8 protein-coding genes and 1 pseudogene are annotated in these 12035 nt (G+C 69.9%); 6 read left to right on the plus strand and 3 right to left on the minus strand.

Annotated elements, in window-relative coordinates:
* On the plus strand, nucleotides 1–689 hold a 689-nt coding region (fghA, locus tag QZ500_RS15800), incomplete at its 5' end, for an S-formylglutathione hydrolase (protein ID WP_295856423.1).
* A gap of 24 nt (nucleotides 690–713) precedes the next feature.
* Here fghA and QZ500_RS15805 read toward each other — a convergent pair.
* Nucleotides 714–2225, minus strand: a complete 1512-nt coding sequence (locus tag QZ500_RS15805) for a DUF1631 family protein (RefSeq protein ID WP_295856424.1) — start codon at nucleotides 2223–2225, stop codon at nucleotides 714–716.
* A gap of 67 nt (nucleotides 2226–2292) precedes the next feature.
* Nucleotides 2293–3954, minus strand: coding sequence for an energy-dependent translational throttle protein EttA (ettA, locus tag QZ500_RS15810; RefSeq protein WP_295856425.1), 1662 nt, complete (start codon nucleotides 3952–3954; stop codon nucleotides 2293–2295).
* Nucleotides 3955–4144: 190 nt separating this feature from the next.
* On the opposite strand from ettA, the gene QZ500_RS15815 reads away from it, so the two are divergent.
* From QZ500_RS15815 to QZ500_RS15835, 5 genes are all read left to right on the plus strand, one after another.
* Complete coding sequence (locus QZ500_RS15815) at nucleotides 4145–6028, plus strand: DUF3857 domain-containing protein (protein ID WP_295856427.1); 1884 nt, start codon at nucleotides 4145–4147, stop codon at nucleotides 6026–6028.
* A gap of 200 nt (nucleotides 6029–6228) precedes the next feature.
* Nucleotides 6229–7974, plus strand: coding sequence for a DEAD/DEAH box helicase (locus QZ500_RS15820; RefSeq protein WP_295856428.1), 1746 nt, complete (start codon nucleotides 6229–6231; stop codon nucleotides 7972–7974).
* 211 nt (nucleotides 7975–8185) lie between these two features.
* Nucleotides 8186–9232, plus strand: a complete 1047-nt coding sequence (locus tag QZ500_RS15825) for a Fe(3+) ABC transporter substrate-binding protein (protein ID WP_295856431.1) — start codon at nucleotides 8186–8188, stop codon at nucleotides 9230–9232.
* Between the two features lie 106 nt (nucleotides 9233–9338).
* Nucleotides 9339–10994, plus strand: a complete 1656-nt coding sequence (locus QZ500_RS15830) for an iron ABC transporter permease (protein ID WP_295856433.1) — start codon at nucleotides 9339–9341, stop codon at nucleotides 10992–10994.
* On the plus strand, nucleotides 10991–11719 hold the full coding sequence (locus tag QZ500_RS15835) for an ABC transporter ATP-binding protein (RefSeq protein WP_295856435.1): 729 nt from the start codon (nucleotides 10991–10993) through the stop codon (nucleotides 11717–11719). The genes QZ500_RS15830 and QZ500_RS15835 overlap by 4 nt, the downstream gene beginning before the upstream one ends.
* Nucleotides 11720–11809: 90 nt before the next feature.
* Here QZ500_RS15835 and QZ500_RS15840 read toward each other — a convergent pair.
* Nucleotides 11810–12035 (minus strand): annotated as a pseudogene (locus QZ500_RS15840) (MATE family efflux transporter); the annotation flags it as partial.

A 12035-nucleotide genomic window follows, 5' to 3' on the forward strand; every position in this document is an offset into this window, starting at 1 on the left:
GCAACGAGGAAACCTTTCCGAACAAGGCCGGCGCCCAGCGCTGTGCGGCGGAGCACGGCCTGGCACTGATCGCACCCGACACCAGTCCGCGCGGCGCCGAGGTGCCGGGCGAATCGGACGACTGGGACTTCGGCGTGGGCGCAGGCTTCTACCTCGACGCGACCGCCGCGCCCTGGTCGCGGCACTGGCGCATGGAGCGCTACCTGCTCGACGAGTTGCTGCCGGCAGTCGCGGCAGCGCTCCCGGTCGATGGGGAGCGCATCGGCATCTTCGGTCATTCGATGGGCGGTCATGGTGCACTGACGCTCGCGCTGCGCCATGCGGGCCGGTTCCGCTCGGTCTCGGCCTTCGCGCCCATCTGCGCTCCCTCCGAAGTGCCGTGGGGCCGGAAGGCTTTCTCCGGCTACCTCGGCAACGACTCAGACCGCTGGCATGCCCACGATGCCGCACGGCTGATGCGTGCGCAAACCGCAGTCCCCTACCCCGGCGGCATTCTGGTCGACCAGGGCCTGGCGGACAAATTCCTGCCGGAGCAGCTGCGCCCCGAAGCGCTGGAGGACGCCTGCGCCGCCGTCGGTCAGCCTTTGCAGCTGCGACGCCATGCGGGCTACGACCACGGCTACTACTTCGTATCGACCTTCATGGCGGACCACTTGGCCCACCACGCCCGCGCACTGCAGGCCGGCTGAACCGGCGGACCGGGCCGACCAGGCTCAGGCGCCCGGCAGGTCGAGGTCGAAGTCCGGGAGGATGCGCAGCCGCCGCTCGGCCATGCGCTGCAGGCAGGAGCGGCGGGTCATCGACTCGGTGCTGCCGTCGTCGGCGGTGAACAGCAGCAGGCTGCGTCGCGGGCTGACCCAGCTCAACTGCATGCGGATCCAGTGGCCGCGCTGCAGCGACTCGATCCAGGCGCCGGTGCTCAGCACATCGGACGCAGCCGCGGGCACGGGCGCCGGGGCGGGTGCGACCGCCAGCGGTGCGCTTTTGCGGGCGGCCGGTGTGCCGTCCTCCCGCGCTTCCTGGCGCGGCCGGAACGAACTGCCCGGCGCACGCGTGGCGATGCGGTGCAGCTCCCCCAGTTCCTTCAGAAACGCTTCCTCGGCCGCCGGCGGATAGTCGATCGTCCGCAGTCCGGCCCGCAGCCGCGACAGCAGCGACGGCACAAGGCCGACCAGCCGCTCCACGTCGGCGCGGCCCGCCTCCGGCCGCGCACTCCACAACAGCGGCCGCACCAGCGCGTAGTAGCCGTCGCGGTCGAGCGACCCGGCATCGGCGCTCCGGTGCGATGCCGCGATCACCTCGGACCACGGGCCCAGCACGAAGTCCCGCACGGCAGGGGTCACCTCGCGCATTTCAGGCCAGCCCGCGATGTCGGCCGCGATGCGTTGCGTGAGGGCCGCCCGCTCGTCGACTGGCGCCTCATCGGCCTGCACGGGCGGAATGCCCGCCACCCCTTCGGGGTCGGTGTCCCGGACCTCGGGCTGCGGCGTCATCGGCTCCAGCGCGAAGTCGAAATCCAGCTCGTCGAGCAACGGTGCGGGCGCCGGCGCGGGTGCAGCGGCGGGCGGCTCAGGCTGCGCCGGTGCGCCGGAGACCCACGCATCCGGCGTCGGCAGCGGTGCCGGCACCACGCCCGACGCGAGGAGGCTGTCGGCAAGATGCGTGTATTCGGATGCGAGCTGCGGACCGAGCGCCGCGCAGAAATGCTCCAGCCAGATCCGCTGGACCTTCGCCGGCACCCCGACCCGGTCGACCGCGATCTGCAGGGCCTGCAGGTACACCTCGGGCCGCAGCGGATTCTGATCGTCGTCCGCCACCGCCAGGCCGCGGGCCGCGCAGATCAGGGCGGTGAAGACCGGCAGCGTATCGGCCACCGCATGCGCCAGGGTGCGTCGTGCCCGCAGGGCGGCGGGCCGGTCGTCGTCGTCGTCGTTTTCTTCCCCGTCCTGCTGCGCGATCGGCGACCGTACACCGGCCATCGCCGCGCAGAGCGCCTCCGGGAAATCCTCGACCAGGCCGGCGCCGTGCCGGCCGAGCAGGCTGCGGGCTTCCGACAGGACGCCGCCGCCGGTCGCCGACGCCTGCTGGCGCGACTGCTGGTAGAGCATGTCCCGTACCGCCGCGACCAGCCCGCGCATCAGCGGACCGGCGTGCGACAGCGCCGCATCCACGCAGGCGTCGAAGACCGGATGGACTGCGGCGGAAGGATCGGCGGTGAAATTCATGACGCGGTGGTAACGGAGGCCGTGCGATGCCGTCGCGATGGTAGCGCCCCGCCGCCGCGTCGGGCGCTCAACCGAGGGCCTTGAAGCGCACCCGCTTCGGCTTGGCACCCTCTTCGCCCAGGCGCTTCTTCTTGTCGGCCTCGTACTCCTGGTAGTTGCCATCGAAGAAGGTCCACTGGCTGTCGCCTTCGGCGGCCAGGATGTGGGTCGCGATCCGGTCGAGGAACCAGCGGTCGTGGCTGATCACCAGCACGGTGCCGGCGTATTCCAGCAGCGCGTCTTCCAGCGCACGCAGGGTTTCCACGTCGAGGTCGTTCGACGGTTCGTCGAGCAGCAGCACGTTGCCGCCCTGGATCAGCGTCTTGGCCAGGTGCAGCCGGCCGCGTTCGCCGCCCGAAAGGTTGCCGACCTTCTTCTGCTGGTCCTGGCCGTTGAAGTTGAAGCGGCCGGCATAGGCGCGGCTGGCCATCTGGAACTTGCCGATGTTCAGGATGTCGAGGCCGCCGGAAATGTCTTCCCAGACGGTCTTGTCGTTGCCCAGTTCGTCGCGGTGCTGGTCGACGAAGGCCATCTTCACCGTCTGGCCGATCACGACCTCGCCGCTGTCCGGCTGCTCCTTGCCGGCGATCAGCTTGAAGAGCGTCGATTTACCGGCACCGTTCGGGCCGATGATGCCGACGATGGCACCCGCGGGCACCGTGAAGCTCAGGTTGTCGATCAGCAGCCGGTCGCCGAAGCTCTTGCTGACGTTGTGGAATTCGATCACCTGGCTGCCGAGGCGTTCGGCCACCGGGATGAAGATTTCCTGGGTTTCGTTGCGTTTCTGGTATTCGAAATCGCTCAGTTCCTCGAAGCGCTGGATACGCGCCTTGCTCTTGGCCTGGCGGCCCTTGGCGTTCTGGCGCACCCACTCCAGTTCCTTCTTCATCGCCTTGGCGTGCGCTTCCTCGGACTTCTGCTCGCCTTCCAGGCGGGCGTTCTTCTGCTCCAGCCAGGTGGTGTAGTTGCCCTTGTACGGAATGCCGCGGCCGCGGTCGAGTTCCAGGATCCATTCGGCGGCGTTGTCGAGGAAGTAGCGGTCGTGGGTGATCGCGACCACGGTGCCCGAAAAACGCTGCAGGAAGACTTCCAGCCAGTCCACCGATTCGGCATCCAGGTGGTTGGTGGGTTCGTCGAGCAACAGCATGTCGGGCTTGGACAGCAGCAGCTTGCAGAGCGCCACTCGGCGCTTCTCGCCGCCGGACAGCAGACCGATCTTGGCGTCCCAGGGCGGCAGACGCAGCGCATCGGCGGCGATCTCGAGCTGGTGCTCGGAATCGGTGCCGGCGGCGGCGATGATCGCCTCGAGCTGGCCCTGCTCGGCCGCGAGCGCGTCGAAGTCGGCGTCTTCTTCGCCGTAGGCCACGTAGACCTCTTCCAGGCGCTTCTTGGCGGCGTTGACCTCGCCCATCGCCTCCTCGACCGATTCGCGCACCGTGTGATCGGGGTCGAGCTTGGGCTCCTGTGGCAGGTAGCCGATCGACAGGCCGGGCATCGGCACCGCTTCGCCGTCGATCTCCTTGTCGATGCCGGCCATGATCTTCAGCAGCGACGACTTGCCCGAGCCGTTCAGGCCAAGCACGCCGATCTTGGCGCCCGGGAAAAAGGACAGCGAAATGTCTTTCAAGATCTGCCGCTTGGGCGGCACGGTCTTGGAGACCTTGTTCATGGTGTAGACGTATTGGGCCATGGCGGTGAATAGAAGCGGATCGGTGGGCGACGGTACGGCGCAAGGCAAGCACGTCGCGAAAAACGAACGATTATCGCGGCTTCCCCTGCGTCTCCTGTCATATCGATGCACTTCGCCTCGACGCTCGGGTAACCTGCGCGCGCCTCGTCGCGTGCGTCCAACCCATTCCCATCGTTCGTCCTCCTCGTCCATGACCTACAGCCGTGCCTTTCTCGCGTGCGCCATCGTGGTGGCTGCCCTGCACGCGGTTCGTCCCGCTGCGGCCCAGGCGCTGCAGACCGTCGCCGGGCATCTCAAGATCGTGCGCAGCGAGGCACTGTGGAAAGTGAACACCGATGCCACGACGGTCCTGGAAACGCTCACGGAAAACGAGGCGCTTTCCGTCGAAGGGGCGCAGGCTGCCACGAAGGCCGTGCAGATGGTCAACCGGTCGCTGCAGCGTTTCGAAGTGCTCGAGGCCTATACCCTCAAGGCCGACGGCCGCAAGCTGCCGGTCGGCACCGCGGGGCTGCAGGTGCAGCGCGGCGTCGCGTCCGGCGGCAACGGCCCGAGCTGGCCGGGAGCGGATCTCGTTCAGATCACCTTCCCGGACGTACAGAAAGGCGACCGAACGCTCTGGCGCGCCCGCATGTCCACCCATGTGCCCAACCTGTCGGGCGTGGCTGAATACCAGCGGGTACTGCCGCCGCTGCTGGCGGTCGAGTCGTTCCGGGCGCGGCTGGAGGCGCCGCGGTCGCTGGACCTGCAGGTCTTCGCGAGCGGCCTCGACGTGGTGGAGCAGCAGAGCGAAGACGACGCGGTACGGGTGTGGGAGGTACGCGGCCGGATGGAACCTGCGGTGATCGACCAGTCACCGCTGGATCTGCGCTCCCGGTCACCGCGCCTTTTCGCCTCGACGTTGCGCAACCCCGAACAGCTGGCCGACGCCTATGTACGCGCCGCATCCGGCAAAGCGCTTATCAGCGACGAAGCACGGATGCTCGCCGCGCAGATCGTGGAAGGCAAGAGCGGTACCGCCGACAAGGCTGCTGCGGTACACGACTGGGTGCGCAAGAACATCCGCTATGTGGCGGTGTACCTGGGCGTCGGCGGCTGGGTGCCGCACGACGTGGACTGGATCCTGAAGAACCGCTACGGCGACTGCAAGGACCATGTGCTGCTGACCCAGGTGCTGCTGCGGGCAGCGGGTATCGACGCGGTACCGGCGCTGATCAACACCGGTGCGGACTACACGCTGCCGGAACTGCCGGTCGGCTTCAACCACGTGGTGGTGTACATCCCGGCGCTGGACCTCTTCGCCGACCCCACGTCCGCGCAGACGCCCTTCGGCCGCCTGCCGATACAGGACGCGGACAAGCCGGTCGCGGTCGGCTTCGCCGGCGGCGGCCGGCAGATGCGCACGCCCGCCTTCGCGCCGCAGGACAACCGCACCGCGACCCGTACCGTGCTGTCCATCGACAAGACGGGCACCGCCACCGGACAGGTAGATATCGAGACCGCCGGATTCGCCGCCTCCCAGCTGCAGGCACGGCTGCAGGCGATTCCCGCACCGATGCGCGCCCAGGCCGCCGCCAAGCTGCTGGAGGCCGCCGGCCGCAGCGGCAGCGGCGTGATGGAGTTCGGCGAACTGCAGCGCGACGTGCAGCGCCAATCGCTGCGCATCGCCTCGCTGCAGATCGTCAACCTGCTGCCCGATGCGACCGCCGGCATGGTCGGCGCGCATCCCACGCTGGCGCTGCCCGTCTACGCGGGCGCGGCGATCGGCAACCATGCCGCCGCATCGCGCACCTACCCAGTGCTCTGCCTGCCGGCGCAGGTGCGCGAGGACTTCGAGCTGCGCTTCGATCCCGCCTACCGCATCACCCGCGTTCCGGCGGACGTGGACGAGACTGGGCCGGACGGCATCGCCTTCAAGGCGCGGTACGTCCGCGAAGGCAACACGGTGCGCGGATGGCGCGAACTCACCCTCTCGCAGCCGCGCCACAGCTGCGACCCCGCGCAGTACAGCGTGCGGCGCGCCACCGCACAGCGCATCGCCCAGCACCTGCGCAGCGGCGTGCTGTTCCAGCAGTAGCGGCCTCGTCGTGCGACAATGCCGCTGTCGACGGGCACAGTTACCCGCGACATCGGCAACCTGCCGGGGACGAAGAAGGCTCCATTTCCGAGGCCTTCCGGCTCCCGCCTCTGGTCCTCATCTGCCTACGACTGGCCCGGCGTTCCTCGCGACGCATGCGGCAGGCCGATGCCCCCCGTGCCCTGGACGGGCACTTCATCATGACTTTCGACGAACTGAATCTGGCTCCTGCCATTCTCCAAGCCGTTCAAGAACAGGGCTACACCACGCCCACCCCGATCCAGGCCCAGGCGATCCCCGCCGTGCTCGAGGGCCACGACCTGCTGGCCGGCGCGCAGACCGGCACCGGCAAGACTGCCGCCTTCGTACTGCCGCTGCTGCACCGCATGCAGGCCACCGAGGCCCCGAAAAGCAAGTTCGGCAACAAGGGCGTCCGTGCCCTGGTGCTGACCCCGACCCGCGAGCTCGCCGCCCAGGTCGAGGAATCGGTCCGCGAATACGGCAAGTACCTGAAGCTTTCTTCCACCGTGATCTTCGGCGGCGTCGGCATGAACCCGCAGATCGACCGCATCAAGCGCGGCGTGGACGTGCTGGTAGCGACGCCCGGCCGTCTGCTCGACCTGCAGCAGCAGGGCAACCTGGACCTGTCGACGGTGCAGTTCCTGGTGCTCGACGAAGCCGACCGCATGCTCGACATGGGCTTCATCCACGACGTGAAGAAGGTACTGGCCCTGGTGCCGAAGGACAAGCAGAGCCTGCTGTTTTCCGCGACCTTCAGCGACGAGATCCGCGAGCTGGCCAACGGCCTGCTGAAGAACCCGCAGAGCATCCAGGTGACCCCGGCCAACACGACGGTCCAGCGCATCACCCAGGTGATCCACCCGGTCGGCCGCGGCAAGAAGAAGGCGCTGCTCGCGCACATCATCAACGAGCACAACTGGAGCCAGGTGCTGGTGTTCACCCGCACCAAGTTCGGCGCCAACAACGTCGCCGAGTTCCTGACCAAGAACGGCATCCAGGCGATGGCGCTGCACGGCAACAAGAGCCAGTCGGCCCGCACCCAGGCGTTGTCCGGTTTCAAGACCGGCGAGATCCGCGCCCTGGTGGCCACCGACATCGCCGCGCGCGGCATCGACATCGACGAGCTGCCGCACGTCGTCAACTACGAGATCCCGAACGTGTCGGAAGACTACGTCCACCGCATCGGCCGGACCGGCCGCGCGGGTGCCAGCGGCGAGGCGGTGAGCTTGGTCTGCATGGACGAAGAAGGCTTCATGTACGACATCGAGCGCTTTACCAAGCAGAAGATCCCGGTCCAGGTGATCGACGGCTTCGGTCCCGAGCCGGGCGAGAAGGCCGAACCGATCGCGATGGGCCGCCAGACGATCTGGGGCGGCGCCGGCAAACCGCCGAGCCGCGAGGTGATGGCGGCAGCCGCCAAGGCGGCCCGCACCGAGATGATGCAGCGCATTCGCGACAACAAGGCCACGCAGGGCGGCGGCGGTGGTCGCGCCGGCGGCAACGGGGGCGGCCACAGCAACACCGGGCCGCGCCAGGGCGGCAATGGCGGCGCCCCGCGCCAGGGTGCGGGTAACGGCGGCGGTGGCGGCCAGCGCCCGGCGCGGGGTCCGCGTCCGGCCCAGGTCGGCCACGGCGGCGGTTTCCACGACGACAACCTGCGCGAAGAACGCCAGCCGCGCCACCACGGCAATGCGCCGAGCCCGTCGCACGCCGACGTGGTCGCGCACCGCCGCGCCGAATCGATGGGCGGCGGCGCAGGCCAGCCGGATCCGCTGCGCACCAGCGTCGACAGCATGGTCGGCCGCGGGCGACGTGGCGGCGGCGGTGGTGGCGGCGGCGGTTACGGCAAGCGCTCGGGTGGAGGCGGTGGGGGTGGCGGCGGTGGTTATGGCCGCAGCGGCGGCAACCGCTCCTATGGCCGGTAAACGCTTCCACTATCCCTGCACAAAAAAAGGCGCTTCGGCGCCTTTTTGCATTTCCGGCCTTATCACCGCGCATCGCACGGTTTTCCACGAGGAGGATGCGAATCGTCATCGATAATCGTTCGCATCCAACCCGTCCATTCCAGGGATAACAGCTACGACGGGCGGTCCCTCCCGGCCCCGACGCCGGCTTTCAGTCTTGTTGCTTTTTCCCATGACCCGTTGCCTCTCCGCTCCCCGCCGCGCCCTGTTCGCCCTCGTGCTGTCCGGTACCGCCGCTGCCCTGCCCGCCGCCGTCCAGGCCGCGGAAGAAGTCACCCTCTACACCACCCGCGAAGCCGGGCTGGTCCAGCCGCTCCTCTCGGCCTTTACCGCCCGGACCGGCGTGAAGGTGAACACCGTGTTCGTGAAGGACGGCCTGCTGGAGCGCGTCAAGGCCGAGGGCGCCCGGTCGCCGGCCGACGTGCTGATGACGGTCGACGTCGGCAACCTGATCGACCTGGTGGACGGCGGCGTGACCCAGCCGGTGCAGTCGCAGGCGCTGCAATCCGCCATTCCGGCACCGCTGCGCGGCAGCGACAACCAGTGGTTCGCGCTGTCGATGCGCGCCCGCGTGCTGTATGCGGAGCCGAAGCTCAAGCTGGCCAACTTCCGCTACGAGGATCTGGCCGCACCGCGCTGGAAGGGCAAGGTCTGCATCCGCGCGGGCCAGCATCCCTACAACACCGCCCTCGTCGCTGCCCTCATCGCGCACGACGGCGAAGCCAAGGCGGAAGAATGGCTGCGCGGCGTCAAGGCGAACTTGGCGCGCAAGGCCACCGGCGGCGACCGCGACGTGGCGCGCGACATCCTCGGCGGCATCTGCGACGTGGGGCTGGCCAACTCCTACTACGTCGGCCACATGAAGGCGTCGAAGGAAGGCACCGACGCCCGCAAGTGGGGCGACGCGATCCAGGTGGTGCGGCCGACCTTCTCCAAGAGCGGCGGCACGCACGTCAACATCAGCGGCGCCGCGGTGGCGCGCCATGCGCCGCAGCGGGCCAACGCGGTCAAACTGCTCGAATTCCTGGTGTCCGAGCCGGCCCAGGCGCTATATGCCGAGGCGAACTACGAATACCCGGTCCGGGCCGGCGTCGCGATCGACCCGATCATCGCCCAGTCGATCGGCACGCCGAAGATCGACAGCCTGCCGCTCACCGAGATCGCCAAGCACCGCAAGCAGGCGAGCGCCCTGATCGACAAGGTCGGCTTCGACCGGTGACCGGTCGCGTGGCCGGGCCGTGCGGTCTGCGCGGTGTCGGCATTTTTCGCTTGGCGCTCCTCCGACCTGCCCTTTGCCGTGCCGACGCGGTGCGGGCGGCAGTGTCGTGACGCGCGGACTGTCCGTCGTCGGCCCGGCGTGGCGCGCGGGTGCTGCGCTGGTGGCGCTGGCGGCCCTGGCGCCGGTGGTGTCGCTCGTCTGGCTGGCCGCGGGTGCGAATCTGGCCCACTGGTCGCATCTCGTCGGCCATGTGCTGCCCGATGCTGCGCGGCAGACCGCTCTGCTGCTGGCCGGCGTGGGCAGCGTCACGCTGGTGGTCGGCGCCGGTACCGCCTGGCTGGTGACCGCGTTCGACTTCCCCGGCCGGCGCTGGCTGCACTGGGCCCTGCTGCTGCCGCTGGCGATGCCGACCTACATCGTCGCCTTCGCCTACCTCGACCTGCTGCACCCGATTGGCCCGGTGCAGACCGGTCTGCGCTGGCTGCTCGGCTACGACAGCCCGCGCGATTTCCGGCTGCCCGACCTGCGGTCGATGGGCGGCGCGGTGTTCGTGCTGGGCAGCGTGCTCTATCCCTATGTGTACCTGACCGCACGCGCGGCCTTCATGACGCAGCCGGCGCATCTGCTGGAGGCGGCCCGCACGCTCGGCGCAGGGCCCGTCGGCGTGTTCTTGCGGGTGGTGCTGCCGTTCGCGCGGCCGGCGCTCGCGGTCGGCCTCAGTCTGGCACTGCTGGAGACGCTTAACGACATCGGCGCGTCCGAATTCCTGGGCGTGCACACCCTGACGGTGGCGGTCTACACCACCTGGATCACCCGATCCGACCTGCCGGGTGCGGCGCAGATCGCCTGCGCGATGCTGTTCGCGGTGCTGGCGCTGCTGCTGCTGGAGCGTCACGGCCGTCGGCAGCAACGCTTCGGTTCGGTGCAGCGCATGCGCGGCCTGCAGCCGCGGCGGCTGCGCGGGCTGTGGGCGGCCAGCGCGACCGTGGCGGCGGCCCTGCCGGTGCTGCTCGGCTTCGTCGCGCCGGCGCTCTATTTGCTGGTGGAGACGGCAAGGCGCTTCCTGCAGGGCAGTGGCACGTCGGCAGGCCTGTGGCAGAGCCTGGTCCACACGCTGCTGCTGGCCGCGACCGTGACCGCCTGCGCCGTCGCGGCCGGGCTGGTCGTCGCCTGGGCTGACCGCGCCACTGGTACCAGCGGGCCGGCACCCGGGCGCTGGCGCTCGCGGGCGGCGTCGCTCGGCTATGCGCTGCCGGGCACGGTGCTCGCCATCGGCCTGCTCACGCCGGCGCTCGCGGCCGACGGCTGGCTGGCCGGTGTGCTCGGCTTGCCCGGCCTGCCGCTGATGGGCGCGGGCGTGGTGCTGGTGGCTGCCTGCACTTTGCGCTTCCTGGCGATGCCGGTCGGCGGCGTGGAAGCCGGACTGGCGCGCATTCCGCCCGCGCTGGAACAGGCCGCGCGCTTGCTCGGCGAAACGCCGGCCGGCACGCTGCGCCGGGTGCATCTGCCGCTGTTGCAGCCGGCGCTCGCCTCGGCGGCGCTGCTCGTCTTCGTCGATGCGATGAAGGAACTGCCCGCGACGCTGCTGCTGCGCCCGGCCAATGTCGACACGCTGGCCACCTGGCTGTACGCCGAGGCTGCCCGCGGCACCTACGAGGAAGGCGCGATCGCTGCCTTGGCGATCGTCGCCGCCGGGCTGCTGCCGGTGGTGCTGCTGGCGCGAACGCAGCTGCGCCACGCCCCGGAGACAGGAACCCCATGACAGCCTCCCCCACCGCCGCCACGGCGGTTGCCACGACCGCCCAGGCCCTCTCGCTCGACGGCGTGCGCGTCGTCTACTGCGCGGCCCAGGGGCCGCAGGTCGCCGCCGACCGGGTGAGCTTCGACCTGCCTGCCGGCACGCTCGGCTGCCTGCTCGGGCCGTCGGGCTGCGGCAAGACCACCGTGCTGCGGGCGATCGCCGGCTTCGAGCCGCTGCAGGCCGGCAGCATCCGGCTGGGGGGCGCCGTGCTGTCGGGCGACGGCATCCATCTGCCGCCCGAGCGGCGCCGGGTCGGCATGGTGTTCCAGGAATTCGCCCTGTTCCCGCACCTCGACGCTGCCCGCAACATCGCCTTCGGTCTGCGCGGCCAGCCGCGGGAGACGCAGCAGCGGCGGGTGGCCGAGCTGCTGGCGCTGGTCGGACTGCCGGACGCTGCGGCGCGCTATCCGCACGAACTCTCGGGCGGGCAGCAGCAGCGCATCGCGCTTGCCCGTGCGCTGGCGCCGTCGCCGGCCCTGCTGCTGCTCGACGAGCCCTTCTCCAGCCTGGACCCCGCGACCCGCGCCCGGCTGGCGCGGGAGGTGCGCAGCATCCTGCGCGATGCCGGCCAGACCGCGCTGATGGTGACCCACGACGAAGGCGAAGCCGAAGCACTGGCCGACCGCATCGGCCGGATGGCTGCCGGCAAGCTGCGCAGCTGGGATGCGCCGGGCACGGTGCTATGAGGATTTTTTTTTAGGGTTATGAGGCTCCAGCGCCCGCTGCGCCTTCGCATTCAGCTATCGAATCAATAGCAGACCTGCGCCCGTCGCAGTTCACGCCCGCACCTGCCACGGCCAGCGCACCGGCCCGAACCACGCACCGCCCGCAATCGCCAGCCCATTCACGAGGCCGTACAGCGCCAGCGCCGCCGCCTGCGCCGCGAAGACGCCGGCCAGTCCGCCGCCCGCATGCAGCACTGCTGCCCCGCCGACGGCCGCGACGGCCAGTCGCGCCAGGTTGCCGGCGACCGGCCAGCGCAGCCGCCCGGCGCCCTGCGAG

It is taken from the genome of uncultured Xylophilus sp. (assembly GCA_913776965.1).
Classification (GTDB): Bacteria; Pseudomonadota; Gammaproteobacteria; order Burkholderiales; family Burkholderiaceae_C; genus Xylophilus.

What these genes read in the sequence shown, in the direction of transcription:
- QZ500_RS15805 (WP_295856424.1), bottom strand. Translation starts at nt 2,225, where the DNA reads ATGAATTTCACCGCCGATCCTTCCGCCGCAGTCCATCCGGTCTTCGAC.
- ettA (WP_295856425.1), bottom strand. Translation starts at nt 3,954, where the DNA reads ATGGCCCAATACGTCTACACCATGAACAAGGTCTCCAAGACCGTGCCG.
- QZ500_RS15815 (WP_295856427.1), top strand. Translation starts at nt 4,145, where the DNA reads ATGACCTACAGCCGTGCCTTTCTCGCGTGCGCCATCGTGGTGGCTGCC.
- QZ500_RS15820 (WP_295856428.1), top strand. Translation starts at nt 6,229, where the DNA reads ATGACTTTCGACGAACTGAATCTGGCTCCTGCCATTCTCCAAGCCGTT.
- QZ500_RS15825 (WP_295856431.1), top strand. Translation starts at nt 8,186, where the DNA reads ATGACCCGTTGCCTCTCCGCTCCCCGCCGCGCCCTGTTCGCCCTCGTG.
- QZ500_RS15835 (WP_295856435.1), top strand. Translation starts at nt 10,991, where the DNA reads ATGACAGCCTCCCCCACCGCCGCCACGGCGGTTGCCACGACCGCCCAG.